Origin of the sequence: Acinetobacter sichuanensis, from assembly GCF_003024515.2 — a bacterium.
Lineage (GTDB): Bacteria > Pseudomonadota > Gammaproteobacteria > Pseudomonadales > Moraxellaceae > Acinetobacter > Acinetobacter sichuanensis.
Genome location: NZ_PYIX02000034.1, coordinates 16,586 through 34,072 on the forward strand (window position 1 = coordinate 16,586; position 17,487 = coordinate 34,072).

The 17,487-nt window shown below is 38.2% G+C and carries 14 protein-coding genes; 9 read left to right on the top strand and 5 right to left on the bottom strand.

Features of this window, described 5'->3' with window-relative positions:
* Positions 1-1,098 (bottom strand): undecaprenyldiphospho-muramoylpentapeptide beta-N-acetylglucosaminyltransferase, encoded by a 1,098-nt coding sequence (gene murG, locus C9E89_RS16535; protein WP_107009456.1) that lies wholly within the window; start codon positions 1,096-1,098, stop codon positions 1-3.
* 355 nt (positions 1,099-1,453) lie between these two features.
* Here murG and C9E89_RS16540 point away from each other — a divergent pair, with 355 nt between their 5' ends.
* Positions 1,454-2,647, top strand: a complete 1,194-nt coding sequence (locus tag C9E89_RS16540; RefSeq protein ID WP_107009455.1) for an MFS transporter — start codon at positions 1,454-1,456, stop codon at positions 2,645-2,647.
* Positions 2,648-2,722: 75 nt separating this feature from the next.
* Here the strand turns inward: C9E89_RS16540 and gshB are convergent, their stop codons facing one another.
* Positions 2,723-3,661, bottom strand: a complete 939-nt coding sequence (gene gshB / locus C9E89_RS16545) for a glutathione synthase (RefSeq protein ID WP_107009454.1) — start codon at positions 3,659-3,661, stop codon at positions 2,723-2,725.
* 115 nt (positions 3,662-3,776) lie between these two features.
* Here gshB and C9E89_RS16550 point away from each other — a divergent pair, with 115 nt between their 5' ends.
* On the top strand, positions 3,777-4,007 hold the full coding sequence (locus tag C9E89_RS16550) for a DUF3565 domain-containing protein (RefSeq protein WP_107009453.1): 231 nt from the start codon (positions 3,777-3,779) through the stop codon (positions 4,005-4,007).
* A gap of 59 nt (positions 4,008-4,066) precedes the next feature.
* On the opposite strand, the gene C9E89_RS16555 is transcribed toward C9E89_RS16550, so the two are convergent.
* Entirely contained in the window at positions 4,067-5,515 is a 1,449-nt protein-coding gene (locus C9E89_RS16555) for an NAD-dependent succinate-semialdehyde dehydrogenase (protein ID WP_107009452.1), read from the bottom strand.
* Complete coding sequence (gene gabT / locus C9E89_RS16560; RefSeq protein ID WP_107009451.1) at positions 5,512-6,795, bottom strand: 4-aminobutyrate--2-oxoglutarate transaminase; 1,284 nt, start codon at positions 6,793-6,795, stop codon at positions 5,512-5,514. The genes C9E89_RS16555 and gabT overlap by 4 nt, the downstream gene beginning before the upstream one ends.
* Before the next feature lie 411 nt (positions 6,796-7,206).
* Here gabT and C9E89_RS16565 point away from each other — a divergent pair, with 411 nt between their 5' ends.
* The 7 genes from C9E89_RS16565 to pdxR all read left to right on the top strand — a co-directional run bounded on the left by C9E89_RS16565 (position 7,207) and on the right by pdxR (position 15,786).
* Positions 7,207-8,637, top strand: coding sequence for a gamma-aminobutyraldehyde dehydrogenase (locus C9E89_RS16565; protein ID WP_107009450.1), 1,431 nt, complete (start codon positions 7,207-7,209; stop codon positions 8,635-8,637).
* A gap of 184 nt (positions 8,638-8,821) precedes the next feature.
* Positions 8,822-9,592, top strand: coding sequence for a nuclear transport factor 2 family protein (locus C9E89_RS16570; RefSeq protein WP_107009449.1), 771 nt, complete (start codon positions 8,822-8,824; stop codon positions 9,590-9,592).
* A 57-nt stretch (positions 9,593-9,649) separates the two neighbouring features.
* Positions 9,650-10,369 (top strand): FadR/GntR family transcriptional regulator, encoded by a 720-nt coding sequence (locus C9E89_RS16575; protein WP_107009448.1) that lies wholly within the window; start codon positions 9,650-9,652, stop codon positions 10,367-10,369.
* Positions 10,370-10,432: 63 nt separating this feature from the next.
* On the top strand, positions 10,433-11,137 hold the full coding sequence (locus C9E89_RS16580; protein WP_107009447.1) for a cache domain-containing protein: 705 nt from the start codon (positions 10,433-10,435) through the stop codon (positions 11,135-11,137).
* A gap of 171 nt (positions 11,138-11,308) precedes the next feature.
* Positions 11,309-12,640, top strand: a complete 1,332-nt coding sequence (locus C9E89_RS16585) for an APC family permease (protein WP_107009446.1) — start codon at positions 11,309-11,311, stop codon at positions 12,638-12,640.
* A gap of 21 nt (positions 12,641-12,661) precedes the next feature.
* Positions 12,662-14,110, top strand: coding sequence for an NAD(P)/FAD-dependent oxidoreductase (locus C9E89_RS16590; RefSeq protein WP_107009445.1), 1,449 nt, complete (start codon positions 12,662-12,664; stop codon positions 14,108-14,110).
* Between the two features lie 182 nt (positions 14,111-14,292).
* Positions 14,293-15,786 carry a MocR-like pyridoxine biosynthesis transcription factor PdxR gene (gene pdxR, locus C9E89_RS16595; protein ID WP_107009444.1) on the top strand — a complete coding sequence of 498 codons (1,494 nt, stop codon included), beginning with the start codon at positions 14,293-14,295 and terminating at the stop codon, positions 15,784-15,786.
* A 61-nt stretch (positions 15,787-15,847) separates the two neighbouring features.
* On the opposite strand, the gene C9E89_RS16600 is transcribed toward pdxR, so the two are convergent.
* Positions 15,848-17,275: an amino acid permease gene (locus C9E89_RS16600; RefSeq protein ID WP_107009443.1), complete on the bottom strand. Its 1,428-nt coding sequence runs from the start codon at positions 17,273-17,275 to the stop codon at positions 15,848-15,850.
* Positions 17,276-17,487: the final 212 nt, after the last annotated feature.

Sequence of the window (17,487 nt, forward strand, 5' to 3'; positions counted from 1 at the left end):
TTACAAATCTTGAATTAAACCAACCACACGCTGAGTTGCGTCAGGTTGGGCTTGTTGACGAGCTTTAACCGCCATTTCCATCAATAATTGGCGATTCATCAACGGCGTTAATAAATCCTTTAACGAATCAGGTGTCATGGTGGCTTGCGGGCAAATTTTAGCAGCACCAATTTTCTCTAAAAAACGAGCATTTGCTGTTTGATGATCATCTACTGCACTTGGTAAAGGAACAAAAACTGCGGCTACACCTGCAGTTGCAACTTCAGTTACAGTCAGCGCACCTGCACGACAAATAATTAAATCAGCGTCACTATATGCTTTTGCCATATCTTCAATGAATGGCTGGACTTCAACATGCAAATTTTCAGGTAAATTTACATATAAAGCTTGTGTTGTTTCTTGCTTGTTTTGACCACATTGATGAAAAACATGAAGTGGAACATTGAGCTGTTTTAAAGCGTGTGGCACACACTCATTTAAAGCTTGTGCACCTAATGAACCACCCACAATAAGAATACGAATAGGTTCACTTGAATTTTCACGTTCTTTGTAACGATAAGTTGGGTTGTAAATTGCGGTAATTTCTTTACGTACAGGATTACCTGTAGTCACAATTTTTTCAGATGCAGGAAAGGTATTTGGAAATGCCTGACATACTTTTTTTGCCACACGTGAAAGTTGTGTATTGGTAAAGCCTGCAACCGCATTTTGCTCATGAATAATGACAGGAATACCCAATAAGCGTGCAGCCAAACCACCCGGACCTGCAACATAACCCCCAAAGCCTGCAACAGCATCAACTTTAAGTTGTTTCATATGACGCATTGCGCTTAAGGTCGCTTTTAAAATTTTAAAAGGTGCTGCTAATTTACGGACAAGACCATTGCCACGCACACCTTGAATATCGATTTGATAAATTGGAATATCATGTTGTTTTAATAAACGATTTTCCATTCCTGTCGGGGTTGCTAACCATGAGACTTGGCACCCTTGTTGTTGCAACTCTTTAGCGACCGCTAAGGCTGGAAATACATGCCCACCTGTACCTGCTGCCATCATCATGACATGTTTAGGTGTAGTTTGTTGAGGTTTGCTCACAGTCTAATTCTTCAATACCAAAAAATAAAATTTAACGAGTCTTTAAGCAGACAATTGTAATCACAAACCATGAGAGGGAAAAGTTTATTTACTTTTTTTCGCCTGACACTTCATTGTTTTTTTCTACTGATTTGAAAGTTTAAACTAGTTTTGTTATTAATCTATCAGAAAATACTTATTTTTGTACAATTTATATATTTTAAATAGAGATTCCTGTATGCCTTAAGTATTTATTGTATCTTTCTCTTTATATGAAAAATTTATCTATAAACTTAAAATTGTTTTTATAGAAATATATTTTATTCTCTTTATACTCAAATTTTACTTAAAAATTATTCATGGAAGAATAGACATCGTGACACAACATACTTCACGACATGATCTTTGGATTATTGCAGCAGGATATTTGGCTGCGGTTTATGTTGGTAAACTCTCCCCGATTATCCCTATTTTACAAAAACAACTTGATCTAAATCTTGCCCAAGCAGGACTCGCTTTATCTTTAGTACAAGCGGCAGGTATGTTATTTGCGTTATGTTTAGGAAGTTTTAGTGAGAAAGTTGGACTTAAACAGTGTTTTATTGCAGGTTTAGTGATTTTAGGTTGTGCAAGTTTAAGTGGTGTTTTTATTAGTTCATTATTCAGTTTATTTTTCTTTAGATTTTTTGAAGGAATTGGCTTTTTATTGATTACCCTCACTGCCCCTGCAATTTTAAAAAGAATCTGTGATCCACAAAAAATGAATGTAAAAATGGGCATCTGGGGGTCTTATATGGGACTCGGTGTAGGAATTGCCATGCTCAGCATTCCGTTATTATTACAGTACTTTTCTTGGCAGCATATTTGGTTTGGTTTAGGACTGCTCTGTTTAGGCTTTGCCGCAATTGTGCAAGTTTTACTTCATCTTCCACATACACATTCAACACAGACCTCATCATTATCATTTTTAAGTGTTGTTAAAATGACACTGCGTCACGCACCTGTTGTCTGTTTAGCCATCATTTTTGCTGCTTATACCAGTCAATGGCTGACCGTCATTGGTTTTTTACCGAGTATTTATCTCAATGCAAAAATTGATTTTCAAGTTGCAGGGATATTAACAGCTCTTGTTTCTATTTCTAATATTGCAGGAACATTGGCTGCAGGTGGACTTTTGCATCATGGTATTACTGCCAAAAAACTCATCATTACAGGTTTTTTGACCATGTGTACGATGTGTTTCGTTATGTTCGTATTCAATCAATATTTACCATTTCCAATTCAATATTTAAGTGTCATTATTTTTTCTGCTGTAGGCGGGCTGATTCCTGCAACCGTTTTTGCAATTACTTTAAATTACGCACCTCATCCGAATGCAATTGCAGCAAGTGTCGGTTTAGTATTACAAATCTCAGCTTTTGGACAATTTATATTGCCACCTCTGAGTGGAATGCTCGTTTCATATACACATAATTGGAGCAATATTGTCTGGATTACCACAGCTTTGTCTTTACTTGGCATAGGTGCAGTTTGGCAGTTATTTAAAGCGCACCCCTTAAAAATACAATAAATGTGATTTAAAAATTTCAGACATATTAAAAAAACACCAGCTTGATGCTGGTGTTTGCAAACCGACTTAAAACGATTAACGTCCTGCTTCTAGGACAGCAAATAAGTCATCAGCAATTGAGGTGCCAAATTGTGTATCAATTTCTCGAATACACGTTGGGCTGGTGACATTAATTTCAGTGACATAATTGCCAATCACATCTAAACCAACAAAAACTAAGCCTTTTTCTTTTAAAAATGGACCCACTTTTGCTGCAATCGCTTTGTCATTTTCAGTCAATGGTCGAGCTTCACCTAAACCACCTGCTGCCAAGTTACCACGCACTTCTCCATTTTGTGGAATACGTGCCAAGCAATATGGAACAGCTTCGCCATTGATCATGAGAATACGTTTATCACCGTCAACAATTTCAGGAATATAGCGCTGAGCCATGATCGGTTGTGTACCGTTATTTGTTAAAATTTCAATGGTTGAACCAATATTTACCCCATCTTGGTATAAACGAAAAATACCCATTCCACCCATACCATCTAAAGGTTTAACAATCACATCACCATGTTCTTTTAAGAATTCACGAATCAGGCTTTGTTGTGACGTCACTAAAGTTGGCACTTGTAGCTCAGGGAACTGAGTTGCAAATAGTTTCTCGTTACAGTCACGTAGGCTTTGTGGCTTATTAATAATCCATGCACCTTCACGCTCTGCTTGTTCTAAAATATAAGTGGTATAAACAAAGTTCATATCAAATGGTGGATCTTTACGCATCAAAATCACATCATAATCAGCCAAAGATTGCTTTTGTTTTTCACCCAATTCGTAATAGTGGTTGTAATCTTCAAATACTGTTAAAGGATGAATTAAACCAAACGCTTTACCTTGATCAATATATAAATCTTGCTGTAATGCATAGCCGAGTTCATGCCCACGTCGTGATGCTGCCCATAACATTGCCATGGTTGAATCTTTTTTGAGATTTACATTTTCAATCGGGTCCATCACTACAAGTACACGCATATTGCTGCTCTTTTTCAATGTTTAATGGTTTTAGTATAGCGGAGATTTTTCTTGCATTTCCCTGATTTTTGGTAAACCTTTAACTGATATTGTGCTAAATGTTTTGGGGAATATCATGCAACAAGCCATGATTGCTTTTCATATTGACCATGAAGGTCATTGGGTGGCTGATCTTGCTTGCGGTCATACGCAACATGTTCGTCATACGCCACCTTGGCAAAATCGTCCGTGGGTGATGACTGAACAAGGACGTAATGAAAAGATCGGCATGATGTTGCAGTGTAAAGAATGCGATTTACAACAAACGTCTGCTGAAAATATTTTAAATCCTCCCAATAAAATATAAAAATACCCAATAAGCAATATCACACTTATTGGGTTTAATCTGTCATGAATAATGCTGACTTACTCAGACAAATCAACACATAAATATTTCATTTCTAGATAATCATCAATGCCGTATTTAGAACCTTCACGCCCCAAACCTGACTGTTTAATCCCACCAAAAGGAGCTACTTCTATAGAAATCATTCCTGTGTTGACTCCCACCATGCCATACTCTAGTGCTTCACCCACTCGCCATTGACGTGATGCATTTTGTGTAAATAAATAAGCAGCCAAGCCAAATTCAGTATCATTTGCCATTTGCACAGCATCTTGTTCTGTTTTAAACGAAAATAATGGTGCTAAGGGTCCAAAAGTTTCTTCACGTGCAACACGCATCTCTTGTGTGACACCCGTTAAAACTGTGGGTTCAAAGAACGTATTACTTTCACTTAAGCGCTTACCGCCTGTGGCAAGCGTCGCCCCTTTTGCTAGTGCGTCTTGAATGTGTGACTCAACTTTGGCAACTGCAGCTTCATCAACCAATGGACCTTGCGTCGTCCCCTCGATTCGACCATCGCCAACTTTCAGTTTATTTACTTCTTCTATTACACGTTGTGCAACAGCATCATAAATACCCTCTTGAATATAGACACGATTAGCGCAGACACAGGTTTGTCCACTATTACGGAACTTACTTGCCAAAATCCCTTTCACTGCTTGCTCAATATTGGCATCATCAAACACAATGACAGGTGCATTTCCACCCAGTTCTAGAGACAGTTTTTTAATGGTTGGCGCACATTGTTCCGCCAAAATACGCCCAACTTCTGTTGACCCTGTAAACGTAAGTTTACGAACAATATCACTTTCACACAGTGTTTTACCGACTGCGACTGAGTCACCACTCAATGTAATCATCACATCGGATGGTAAACCTGCCTGTATTGCCAAGACTTGTAAAGCATAGGCACTTAGTGGTGTTTGTTCCGCAGGTTTGATGAGCATTGAACAACCTGCTGCAATTGCAGGTGCGATTTTACGTGTAATCATTGCCGCAGGAAAATTCCATGGTGTAATCGCAGCCGTCACACCAATGGGCTGTTTGATCACCAATAAACGCTGCTGTGCTTGTGGTGATGGTAAAATATCTCCATCTATACGGCGCGCTTGCTCTGCAAACCAACGAATAAATGAAGCTGCTGACCCAATTTCACCACGCGCTTCTGCGAGTGGTTTACCCTGCTCTGCAGTTAAAATCTGTGCTAGATCTTCTTGATGATCTAACATCAAGCGATACCACGCCATCAAAATATCAGCACGTTGTAAGGCTGTGAATTTTTTAAATGCAGCCTGCGCTTGCTCGGAACGTAAAATAAAATGTTCAACAGAAGCACGATCATGCTGCTTGACCCAAGCTAAAGATGTGCCATTGGCAGCATCTTTTACTTCGATATATGCACCTGAAGTCGGCGCTTCAAATGCAATATCAGCATGATTTAATAAATAATGATATTTTTGATCAATCATGCAGGCATATCCTCTTTCTTCGTCGCAATCGCAGCAAAGCCTTCCTTAATAATCTCCAAAGCATTTTGGAACTGTGCATCTGGAATTGTTAAAGGATATAAGAAACGAATCACATTGGCTTTTTTACCACAAGACAATAAAACCAGTTTTTTGCTCATCGCATATTCTTGTACCACTTTGACTTGCTCAGCCGTATTCAGTTCAATCGCAATCATTGAACCTAAACCACGAATATCACGTATAAAACTATGCGTATCACGTAAGTCTTCAAGTACATTGATTAAATGCGCACCAAGTTTATTGGCACGATCACATAATTTTTCTTCTTCAATCACATCAATGACAGCATGTGCAGCGGCAACTGCCAAAGGATTACCCGCATAAGTACCACCTAGTCCACCTGGATTTGGTGCATCCATAAGATCAGCACGCCCCACGACACCAGAAATAGGAAAACCACCACCTAAACTTTTTGCCATTGTAATCAAATCAGCTTTGACGTCTGGATAATGTTCCATTGCAAATAGTTTCCCTGTACGTGCAAAACCTGTTTGAACTTCATCTGCGATCAGTAAAATACCGTGTTGATCACAGATTTGACGTAAACGAATCATCAGTTCTTGTGGTGCAACATTGAAACCACCTTCGCCTTGAACAGGTTCAAGTACAATTGCAGCAACATCATGTGCAGCAATATCTGTACTGAAAATATCTTCTAAACTTTCAATCGCATCATCCACACTGATGCCATTCACTGCAACAGGATAGCGTGCATGAAATACGCCTGAAGGCATTACCCCAAAATCACGCTTATAAGGTGCAGTTTTACCTGTCATTGCCATAGTCATAAAAGTACGACCATGGAATGCACCACCAAAAGTGATTACGCCATGACGCTTAGTTGCTGCACGTGCAATTTTAACTGCATTTTCAACAGCTTCTGCACCTGTAGTAAATAATGCAGCCTTTGCTGGACTTGCAACTGGTGCACGTTCAATAATACGTTCAACCAAAGAAACATAACTTTCATACGGTACAACTTGGTATGCAGTATGCGTAAATTTACCTAATTGTTCAGTGACTGCCGCAATAATTTTCGGATGGCGATGTCCTGTATTTAAAACAGCAATACCACCTGCAAAATCAATATATTCATTGCCTTGAGTGTCCCATAAGGTCGCATTTTCAGCACGCTCAACAAACCATTGACACATCACGCCAACACCACGTGGAGTTGCTGCTAATTTACGGACATTCATTACAGAATCTTGCTGAGCCATATCGTTTACCTCAATCATTATATTCATGGTGTGTACTGTTCATACTTCACGATTTGAAAGTTTTCACAGTGCACTTGATAAATCTAATGTGGCTTGAATTTTTGCATGAAACGAGAGCCAATTTCATATATTAATTAGGTACCAATTTTATTCCTGATGAATCACCAAAATTTCACCTCAAAAATATTTTCTTAAAACCATCTACGACTTTAGTCTAATTTTTTATATTTTTATAATTAAATCAATAATTTTATAAATCATATACTTATATATGTTTTGAATAGTTTTTGTGTTTTTGAGCATTTACCAACACTTTCACACTTTTATTTTTTGCTATTTGACAGTTGAAATAAAACATAATACATATAGTGTTATATGTAATAGTTTAAAGCCAAGGACAAGGAATAAAAAATGTCGAACAATCAACTTAAACACTTTATCAATGGTGAATACATCACCGCACAATGCACAGAATACTTTGACTTGGTCAGCCCAGTAACAGGGCAAGTCTATGCTCAATCACCTAATGCAACTGATGCAGAAGTGGATGCTGCCTATGCAGCTGCAAAAGATGCTGCAAAAATTTGGGGACGCAGTACACCATCAGCACGTCAAAAAGCATTATTAGCTTTGGCTGATGCCATTGAGGCGAATGCAGAACGCTTGATCGAAGCACAGAGCCGTAACACAGGGCAACTCAAACACCTAATTGCTTCTGAAGAAGTTGGCGGATCAGCAGATCAAGTTCGTTTTTTTGCAGGTGCTGCACGTTTACTTGAAGGTACTGCTTCAGGTGAATATCTTGAAGGTTTAACCTCTAGTATCCGTCGTGAACCTGTGGGTGTGGTTGGTCAAGTTACACCATGGAACTATCCACTCATGATGGCAGTCTGGAAAATTGCGCCTGCTTTAGCCGCAGGCAATACAGTTGTACTCAAACCAAGTGATACGACACCTGAAAGCACATTATTACTTGCAGAAATTGCAGCACCATTTTTCCCAAAAGGTGCATTTAATGTGGTCTTAGGACAAGCACAAGTTGGCTCAAAAGTCGTATCACACAAGACCCCTGCTTTGGTTTCAATCACAGGTTCAGTACGTGCAGGTTTACAAGTAGCAGCGTCAGCCGCAGCTAATTTGGCAAAAGCACATTTAGAACTTGGCGGTAAAGCACCTGTTTTAGTTTTTGAAGATGCAGATCTAGAAAAAGCGGTTGAAATGATTGCAATGACAGGCTATTTCAATGCTGGTCAAGACTGTACAGCAGCAACACGCGTCATTGTTGCTGAAACAATTTATGATGAATTTGTCAGCAAATTAGTTGAAGCAGCAAAAAATACACGCTTTGGTGACCCAGATGATCAAGATGCATTATATGGTCCATTGAACAATGCCAATCAACTGCAAAATGTTAAAGCATTTATTGCAAATCTACCTGCACACGCAAAAGTTGAAACAGGTGGCAAACAAGCAGACCGTCAAGGTTTCTATTTTGAACCAACAGTGATCACAGGTTTGCAGCAACATGATGAAGCCATTCAAAATGAAATCTTTGGACCAGTGATTACTGTACAAAAATTTGTGGATGAAGCCGATGCAATTGATAAAGCCAATGATGTCGAATATGGCTTAGCTTCAAGTGTTTGGACGAAAGACCATGCCCGTGCAACTCGTCTTTCTCGTGAGCTTGATTTTGGTACAGTTTGGATCAATACCCACATTCCATTAACCGCAGAAATGCCACATGGCGGCTTCAAAAAATCGGGTTATGGCAAAGATTTGTCAGGTTATGGTTTTGAAGAATATACACGCGTGAAACATGTCATGAGTTCAAATGATTAATACATTGATTGACTCAGGTTTAAGCCTCTATGGCTTAAGCCCTAGATAAATCAGTTTACATCGCATATTAAACCGTTTAAGCCACAGGTTTTACCAATGATCAACACTCCAATATGATCAGCACCATAACAACAGTAAAACCTGTGGCTTTTTTAAAAAGCAATTTTAAGAAATGGATGACAAAATGAATAAACAGGAAATCAAAGACTTAGTCAGCAAAGCACATCATGAATTATTTACTTTGCATGATATCAGTGCATTAGATCGTTATTTTTCAGAAGATTTTATTGAACACTCACCACTGGTTGCAGATGGAATTTCAGGTTTACGCCAACTGGTAGAAGACCGTCCAGAAATGAAACATGAAGCCGTTCGTATTCTTGCTGATGGTGATTTGGTTGCCATTCATGGGCGCTTCCAAGGACTTGATGAACAGCCTTTGGTTGGCTTTGACATTTATCGTGTAGATAATGGTAAAATCGTGGAACATTGGGATGGTTTGGTTTCTGAAGCATCACCAAACGTCAGTGGACGCACGCAATTAGATGGCGAGACTCAAATTTTCCCGAGTGAAAATAATGAAGAAAACCGTGAAATCGTCACATCTTTCTTTAAAAAGACCTTAATTGGTGGGGATTATAACGGTTTCAAAGACTATGCCCAAGGCAACCATTTTTTACAACACAGCCCCGATATTGGTGATGGCATCGAAGCTGTCATCGATTTTTTAAACAAAATCCGCAATGAAGGTCAGGGTTTAGTATACTCAAAAATTCATCGCACAATTGCCGATGGACAGTTTGTTCTCACCCATTCTGAAGGCAGTATTTCTGGCAGTCGACATGCATATTTTGAACTTTGGCGTGTTGAAAATGGTAAAATTGTAGAACTTTGGGATGCAATTCCTGCTGTGCCTGAAGATGAGCATGCTGTTCATTCTTATGGCGTATTTTAAACCCTTTATTTGCTTGTATGAGCTAGGTCAAAGATCTAGCTTTTTAGAGAAACGGCTATGTCAGCATATACGATAATTTTTGCACCCATCGGTCAGGCAACTCGTTCTGAACAAGTTGTTGAGCGCTTGGAAAATGCAATTATCTCTGGATTGCTCAAAAGTAATGAACAACTTCCAAATGAAGCTGATTTAGCGCGCTTAATGGGTGTTTCTCCAATTACTGTACGTGAAGCCTTAAATACTTTACGTGTAAAAGGTTTGATTGACACACGCCGTGGTCGTAATGGTGGCAGTTTTGTCTGTGAACTACCACCAGATTTACTGTTAAATCAGCATCCACTACGCCAAGCATCCAGTGAATTTCTCGCAGATTTAGGTGAATTTCATAGTGCTAATTTTAGCCATAGCGTGTATTTAGCCGCACAGCGCACAACACAATATGAACTCAGTAAAATCCAAGAATTAATTGAACAATTTGCCCAAGCAACTGAGCCTGATACACGTGCCCAATACGATTTACGTTGTTTATTGACCATCACATCCTTTGCTCAATCTGCACGTCTTGCCAATCAAGAACTCATGATTCAAGCAGAATGGGCACCGCTCATTGCTGTACTTTATCAAGATGATGATTTTCATTTCAAAATGATAGAGCAATATCAACAACTCTTATCTTCATTTATCCAAGCCAATGAAGATGATGCGTTAACCCAAGCAAGAAAAATTATTTCCATGCTAACCGATCAAATGCTTCGCTATAAGTTATCAATTCAATAAAACAAAAAACAGATAAACTAAAATAAAGCATTGAAATCAATATGGAATTTAGGAGTTACAGGAATGACCCAAAATCTATATGTCAAAGAGCTTCAGGAGCTACTGAAACAAGTCATTGATGAAACTACATCAACGGCTGAACGTTTGGCAAAACAAGCCAGTCAAATTTGTGCACAGCATCAATTTGAACGAAATAAAGGAATCAAACTTTCAGTTGCAGAACGTACTGCTTTGCAACAGGAAATCAAAATGGCGCTCTATAACAGCAGCTATAGTCAAGGCATGGGATTTGCAAGTTATAGCCCTGAAACACTGGAAGAACAAGACTATTGGACACTTGAATGGTGGTATAAAAAAGAAGGAAAACTGCAACAAGCACAGCTTGAAAATTATCAAAATGCGCAGCGTTTTTTAGATTTCCGCTCATTTGAATGGTTTCAACAACCTGCCCGTAACAATCAACCTTGTTTCTATGGACCTTATGTAGATTATATCTGTAACGGTGCTTACACCATTACCATTGCACATCCTGTCATGTTAAATGAGCAATTTATTGGCGTGATTGCAACTGATGTTTTAGTGTCTGCATTAGAGAAAATTTTGATGCCAAAACTCAAAAATATCAAACAAAAAGCGGTCATTATCAATAACAGTGCTCGTGTGATTAGCTCTAATGATGTCAGTATTCGTATTGGAACTTTACTCAAAAATCAAACTGTACAAGTAAACACTCGCCCCAGTGCCTCACTCCAATTGGTTTTGGTATAACTAAATTTAAATGTGTATTCAACATATTTAAAATTTAAAAACTCGCAATATTAGACCACCAACAACGCTCGTTTAATTTTCTTAACAATCGAGCAAGGGCTTCGTGCAGCCCAAATTTAAGCAAACTTTCTAGGACAGGAAGTAAAAACAAAAATTCAAGGTTGAAATCGCATGGAAAATATTGAAACTTCGGGCAAAAAATTGTCATTGTGGCAAGTCACGATCATCGGGATTGCCTACATGACGCCAATGACTGTTTTTGACACATTTGGTATTGTTTCAGGAATCACCAATGGTCATGTACCACTCGCATATTTATTGGCATTAAGTGCAATGCTACTTACGGCATGGAGCTATGCACGTTTTAGTCGCAACTCTGAAAAATCAGGTTCAGCATATAGTTATACAAGCGAAAGTTTAGGTCCTAAAAGTGGCTTTTTTGTTGGTTGGTGCTCACTGCTCGATTATTTACTTTTACCCTTAATCAATGTGTTATTGGCTGCAATTTACCTCACGGCTCTCATTCCCAGTGTACCTTATTGGGCTTGGGTAATGGTCTCGGCAGGTTTAGTTACATTAGTTAATTGTTTTAGAATCAAAATCCTTGCCAACCTCAGTTTAGTCTTTGTTTTTGCACCTATTATTTTAATGGTTGTTTTTGTATATCTGGTCATACAAGGCATCAGTTCACAGCAAAGTTACCAACATATTTTAACATTAACACCGCTTTGGCATGGACAGCAGGACATTTTACCCTTGATCGCGGGTGCTTCAGTTTTATGTTTTTCATTTTTAGGTTTTGATGCAGTTACGACATTATCAAATGAAACTAAAAATCCAACTAAAACTATTCCACGTGCTGTGATTTTAACCACACTAACAGGCGGAGCAATCTTTTTTACTGCCTCATGGTTTATTCAATTGTATTTTCCGAGCAATATCCAGTTTAAAAATCCTGATGAAGCATTACCAGAAATTGTGTTGTATGTGGGTGGGGCATTATTTCAGTCCATATTTTTATGTGGTCAAATCATGAATACTGTTGCTTCTGGGCTTGCCTCGCATGCCAGTGCATCACGTTTACTCCATATCATGGGACGAGATAATATTTTCCCAAAAAAATATTTTGGTTCAATGCATGCATCATTAGGCACACCTTTTTTCTCCGTTTTATTTGTAGGGCTGATCTCACTCTCCGCGATGTTTTTAGATTTGGCTCAAGTGATTAGCCTGATTAGTTTTGGTGCATTAGTTGCTTTTACTGCGGTAAATTTCTCAGTATTTGTCAAATTTTATATTCGTGATAAGCAACGTAATGGATTTAGAAATAAGTTTCTTAATCTGTTTTTACCTCTTCTCTCTGTCATTTGTATTCTTTGTTTATGGATCAATCTTGATTCATCTTCACTGACTTTTGGTTGTTTCTGGTTAGCGATTGGCATTTTGCTATTTGTCTATAAATTATTGAAAAAACAAAATATTGCTATAAGCAGCGCCTATTAATTTATGTTAAGGAAAGCCCACATGAACACACTTATAAAATCTCAGCACATTGCAAAGCCGCAGCATTTAAAAGATGTAAAATTTAAAGACAGTGCTGCTACACAAATGGGTAAAGAATGGAGTTGGATCAACCCCAAACATAAACAAACTCATGAAAAAATTGGCTCAAACCCTGCAAATTATTATGAAAGTTCACTTGAAGATTGGCATACATTTGAACCATTAAAAGCAGATATTGAATGTGATGTCGTGGTGATTGGTGCAGGTTTACTCGGGTCTTCAACCGCATTACATTTGGCTGAACAAGGCGTCGATACTGTGGTTTTAGAAAAAAATCGTATTGGTGCTGCGGCATCTGGTCGCAATGGTGGGCAACTAACTCCAGGACTTGCTCGCTGGGAAGCAGCAGAAATGGCTGAGCGCTTAGGGTATGAAGATGCTAAAAAATTGTGGCATTTTACATCTACAGAAGCAATGCGTTTAATAGATGATATTTCACAAAAATATGAACTTGATTTAAAACGTAAAAATGGTCATATCACAGCAGCAGTACATGAAGGTCATTTAGTTGCATTAACACAAGGTTCAGATGCACGAAAATATTTAGGTGAAGACCATACACAGATTATTGGTCAACATGAATTACAGGATTATATTAAGTCAGATTATTATACTGGAGGCTTATTAGATAATTTAGGAGGACAAATTCATCCTTTAGCGTTAAATCGAGGCTTAATCTATAGCTTTTGCCAAAATGGTGGCAACGTCTATGAGCAAACTGAAGCCCTTGAAATTGAAGAAAAATCAGATGGAATTTACATCAAAACAGCACAAGCAATCGTAAAAGCTAAAAAATCTGTAGTGCTCGCAGTTCATCATGCCTCATTCAAACTTTTACCTGAACATAAACAAACCACGATTCCATTTTATACTTATGTCAGTACAACTGCACCTTTAGAACTTGATATAAAAGCGTTACTCCCTTTTGAACATCCTGTGTATGACACGCAGTTTCAGATTGACTACTATCGTCCTGTTACAGAAAATCGTTTATTGTTCGGTGGGCAAGGTACAGGTACATGCTGGGGTGCAGAAAAAACATTAAGTTATCTGAAACAACGCATTCATACAGTTTTTCCACAAATTAAAAATTTGGAAATGGATTTTGTTTGGAGTGGAACAACTGATTTAACTGTGAATGGTGCTGTTGATAGCCGTAAATTTCACAATAAATTTCCTATATATGCAGTACATGGTTGGAGCGGACATGGCGTTGCACAAACCGTTCGAATCGGTAAAGCCATCGCAGATGATTTTATAGGACAAAGTGCTGATTTTGAAATGTTAGCAAAAATCCATCATCAAAATATTTTATTGGGACGTAGCTTAGCACCTTTGGTTATTCCAATTGCAAAAAGTGCTTTTGGATTAGGAGCAATGATCAACCCAGGGAAAATGGTTTCATTTTAACCCCCTAAAGTAATCATGAGATGTTTGAAATTTCCCTATAAAATCCTCAAGCATCTCCTTATTTTCTTGTTGATATTTAGACAGATCCTCTAAAAATTACCAAAGTCTTGATCTTTATAAATAACAAATGCTGTATGCTAAATCATGAAAATAAAAGGATTTTTATCAATTGGAGAAACTGTTTGCGTAGTTTATTAGGTGATCATCTTTTACAACGCCTACAACAACAAACTGAGGGCGCATTATATCAACGTGTTTTTCGTTGTTTACGTGATGCCATGATCGAAGATGTACTGCCTCCCAAAACCCGACTACCAGCATCTCGTGATTTGGCACATGAACTTCATGTATCTCGCAATACTATTTTAAATGCTTATGAACAATTACAAGCGCAAGGATATGTTGAAGCATTTACAGGTAGTGGTACGTGGGTGAGTGAAAAATTACCTGAAACTTATCTAAATGTTTCAAGTAATGAAAGCTCAATCAAAGCTCAGAATTCTTATGAGTTAAAAAACTTATCTAAACGTGGCATGAATTTTTTTGAAAATGCCGCTGCATCGCCAAATCAATGGGGAGCATTTGTACCGGGTGTACCCGATGTCACTGAATTTCCTCATGCTGAATTTAGTAAAATATTATTACGACTCAATCGACAACCAAGTGTTAACAATTTAATTTATACCAATGAAGGGGGTTGCTTAGAGTTAAAACAAGCACTGGTTGAATATTTACGTGTTGCTCGCTCAGTCAAATGCGATACCGATCAGATTTTAATTACAGAAGGTATTCATCAAGCCGTTGATTTTATTTCTAGAGTCTTATGCGATGTTGGTGATCACGTTTGGGTTGAAGATCCAGGATATTGGGGAGCACGAAATATATTAACCATGAATGGTTTAAATATTCACCCAATGGCAGTAGATCATGAAGGTATTATCCCTGACCCTACAGCCCCTGTACCCAAACTCATTTTTGTTACACCATCACATCAATATCCTTTAGGTTCACATTTAAGTTTGTCACGGCGTCGCCAATTATTAGATTTAGCGCGTGTACATCGCAGCTGGATCATCGAAGATGACTATGACAGTGAGTTTCGTTTTGAAGGTCAACCCTTTCCCTCATTACAAGGTTTAGAAGAAAATACACCTGTGATTTATATGGGAACATTCAGTAAAACTATTTATCCTGCATTACGTGTCGGTTATATGGTCGTACCCAAAAGCCTCGTTTCAGGTCTAAAAACCATTTCTGCTGAGCTATATCGGGGGGGACATATGCTTACCCAACAAGCATTGGCTGAGTTTATTCAAATGGGACACTATGCTGCACATATTCGACGTATGCGACTCCTCTATACCAAGCGACGTGCATTTTTAATCGAGTTAATTGAACGTTATTTAGGTTCAAACTTTGTGCATGAATATAGCCATGAAGCAGGTTTACATCTGGTGTTAAAACTACCTGATCATGCAGATGATGTTGCTATTGGTCAAATTGCGCTGACACGCGGTGTAAAAGTACGACCTCTTTCTCAATATTTTATACAAAATCAAAATGCGACTCGTGGATTACTCCTAGGGTTTGCTTGTGTTGCTGAAAAAGAAATGCTGATGGCATTTAGTGTGCTCAGACAATGCTTAAAAGAACACGCCATATTGCCTGAAAATTAAAGTAAAAAGACTTCTTTTATTACAGTGAAAAAGAAGTCTTTTAACTAAAAAAACGAGAATATTAATTAAATCTACGTTTCAACTGAGGAACTGCCACATGCTTATTTTTCGCCGCGCGTACCTGAACAATAACACCTATCAACATCACCAATGCAGCCGCAGCCCCTGTTGATAAGACCAAAATTCGATATTGTTCAATAAAAGTCATCGCGATCAAAGACAGACTAATAAAAACAATCACCACATAACTTAACCATGGAAATAACCACATTTTCAGTTTAACTTCCTGCCCTTCATGCTGCATTTTATAACGTAATTTGACTTGGGAAATCGCGATGACCAAATAAACCAACATGGCAATCATCCCTGTTGTATTCATTAAAATATCTAAAATTTCTCTAGGTTTTAATGCATCGAAAAAGTTCATACAAGCAATGGCAAATGCCATAACGCAGGAAGCAAATACAGCAAAAATAGGCATTCCATTCGCACGCGTTTTTTGGAAAATTTGTGGAGCATCACCCCGTTTTGACAATGAATACAACATCCGAGAAGCAGTATAATGACCTGATACAAAACAGCTACTTACTGAAGTTAACACCACAAAATTCATCACCCATTGCGCACCAGGTACACCTAAAATTTCAAAGGTACGTCGATAAGCACCATAACCTGTTTGACTTAAAAGTGGATCATTCCACGGCACAATACACACGATTAAAAAAATTGAGCCAATATAAAAAAGACAAATTCGCCAAACAACAGACTTGATGGCACGCTTGGTTTGTTCAACAGGATTTTTCGACTCTGATGCTGCAATCGTAACGATTTCTGCACCTAAAAAGGAAAACATGACTCCTAATAATGCAACAATGATGGGTCCCATACCATTGGGCATAAAACCGCCATGCCCTGTCAAATTCTGGATTGCATTGACTTCAGCCATAGGTAAAAGTTTCACAACCGCCAAAATACCCAAAATAATAAATACAAAAATAGCGATGACTTTAATTAAAGCAAACCAAAACTCAACTTCACCATATTTACTCACTTGCATAAAATTTATAAAAATCAAACCAATGGTCATCGCCAATGTAAATACATTGACACTAATATAGGGAAACCAATCATGCAAAATAATTCCTGCAACATACGCCTCCCACGCCATCAATAAAACCCAAAACCACCAATATAACCAACCGATCGTAAAACCCGCCCAACGTCCAATTGCACGTTCTGCATAAGTTGAAAAAGAACCTGTGTCTGGAGATGTTGCCGCCATTTCACCCAGCATGCGCATAATAAAAACAACCAATGCGCCACCAGCGAGATAAGCTAAAATCACAGCGGGTCCTGCTGCTGCAATAATGCTACCAGAGCCCACAAATAACGCTGCACCTATCACACCTGCAAGCGACATCATAGTGAGATGCCGTGTTTTTAAAGAGGCACTGAGCTCATTTGATGACTCATTCTTATTGATTTGCATATTTGATTCATTCCATGAATAATTTCTTAAGTAACTGACATAGATAAATATTTATAAAATTCCAACATCCAAATTTGGAAAATAAATATCAAACCTACTCTTTTTTGCTTAAATTTTTTGTTTTACTCCTCAATCCCTCAAGTACAAAAAATATTCAATCCTTAATTTCTTATGTTTCAGGTCAGATCCAGCATCAGATCAATCTCATTCAG

Bases quoted from the DNA above. Each gene is read 5' to 3' on its own strand.
- gshB (WP_107009454.1), bottom strand. From the start codon at position 3,661: ATGCGTGTACTTGTAGTGATGGACCCGATTGAAAATGTAAATCTCAAA.
- C9E89_RS16550 (WP_107009453.1), top strand. From the start codon at position 3,777: ATGCAACAAGCCATGATTGCTTTTCATATTGACCATGAAGGTCATTGG.
- C9E89_RS16555 (WP_107009452.1), bottom strand. From the start codon at position 5,515: ATGATTGATCAAAAATATCATTATTTATTAAATCATGCTGATATTGCA.
- gabT (WP_107009451.1), bottom strand. From the start codon at position 6,795: ATGGCTCAGCAAGATTCTGTAATGAATGTCCGTAAATTAGCAGCAACT.
- C9E89_RS16565 (WP_107009450.1), top strand. From the start codon at position 7,207: ATGTCGAACAATCAACTTAAACACTTTATCAATGGTGAATACATCACC.
- C9E89_RS16570 (WP_107009449.1), top strand. From the start codon at position 8,822: ATGAATAAACAGGAAATCAAAGACTTAGTCAGCAAAGCACATCATGAA.
- C9E89_RS16575 (WP_107009448.1), top strand. From the start codon at position 9,650: ATGTCAGCATATACGATAATTTTTGCACCCATCGGTCAGGCAACTCGT.
- C9E89_RS16580 (WP_107009447.1), top strand. From the start codon at position 10,433: ATGACCCAAAATCTATATGTCAAAGAGCTTCAGGAGCTACTGAAACAA.
- C9E89_RS16585 (WP_107009446.1), top strand. From the start codon at position 11,309: ATGGAAAATATTGAAACTTCGGGCAAAAAATTGTCATTGTGGCAAGTC.
- C9E89_RS16590 (WP_107009445.1), top strand. From the start codon at position 12,662: ATGAACACACTTATAAAATCTCAGCACATTGCAAAGCCGCAGCATTTA.
- C9E89_RS16600 (WP_107009443.1), bottom strand. From the start codon at position 17,275: ATGCAAATCAATAAGAATGAGTCATCAAATGAGCTCAGTGCCTCTTTA.